Origin of the sequence: Prevotella sp. P2-180 (genome assembly GCF_002251435.1) — a bacterium.
Classification (GTDB): Bacteria; Bacteroidota; Bacteroidia; order Bacteroidales; family Bacteroidaceae; genus Prevotella.
In genome coordinates, this window is sequence record NZ_NPJI01000045.1 from 1 (window position 1) to 1,099 (window position 1,099).

At 56.9% G+C, this 1,099-nt stretch carries 1 rRNA gene; it reads left to right on the top strand.

Going from position 1 to position 1,099, the window contains the following annotated elements:
- Nucleotides 1-1,060: ribosomal RNA gene (locus CIK98_RS07540) — 16S ribosomal RNA — on the top strand; the annotation flags it as partial.
- Between the last annotated feature and the right edge of the window lie 39 nt (nt 1,061-1,099).

Below are 1,099 nucleotides of genomic sequence, written 5' to 3' on the forward strand. Positions count from 1 at the left end.
GTGGTGTATTGCAGGTACCGCATGAATAAGGACCGGCTAATTCCGTGCCAGCAGCCGCGGTAATACGGAAGGTCCGGGCGTTATCCGGATTTATTGGGTTTAAAGGGAGCGTAGGCCGCTGTTTAAGCGTGTTGTGAAAAACCGGGGCTCAACTCCGGTCGTGCAGCGCGAACTGGACGGCTTGAGTGCGCGGTAAGTGGGCGGAATTTGTGGTGTAGCGGTGAAATGCTTAGATATCACGAAGAACTCCGATTGCGAAGGCAGCTCACTGTAGCGCAACTGACGCTGAAGCTCGAAAGTGCGGGTATCGAACAGGATTAGATACCCTGGTAGTCCGCACGGTAAACGATGGATGCCCGCTGTTCCGGCATTAGTTGGAGTGGCCAAGCGAAAGCGTTAAGCATCCCACCTGGGGAGTACGCCGGCAACGGTGAAACTCAAAGGAATTGACGGGGGCCCGCACAAGCGGAGGAACATGTGGTTTAATTCGATGATACGCGAGGAACCTTACCCGGGCTTGAACTGCAGGAGAACGATTCAGAGATGATGAGGCCCTTCGGGGCTCCTGTGGAGGTGCTGCATGGTTGTCGTCAGCTCGTGCCGTGAGGTGTCGGCTTAAGTGCCATAACGAGCGCAACCCCTCTCCGTAGTTGCCATCAGGTAGTGCTGGGCACTCTGCGGACACTGCCACCGTAAGGTGTGAGGAAGGTGGGGATGACGTCAAATCAGCACGGCCCTTACGTCCGGGGCTACACACGTGTTACAATGGGGGGTACAGAGTGTTGTTCGCATGCAAATGCGTACTAATCATGAAAGCCCTCCTCAGTTCGGACTGGGGTCTGCAACCCGACCCCACGAAGCTGGATTCGCTAGTAATCGCGCATCAGCCATGGCGCGGTGAATACGTTCCCGGGCCTTGTACACACCGCCCGTCAAGCCATGAAAGCCGGGGGCGCCTGAAGTCCGTGACCGCGAGGGTCGGCCTAGGGTGAAACCGGTGATTGGGGCTAAGTCGTAACAAGGTAGCCGTACCGGAAGGTGCGGCTGGAACACCTCCTTTCTGGAGGGGCGCCTTAGAGGAGTCGGAAGGACCTTTTTT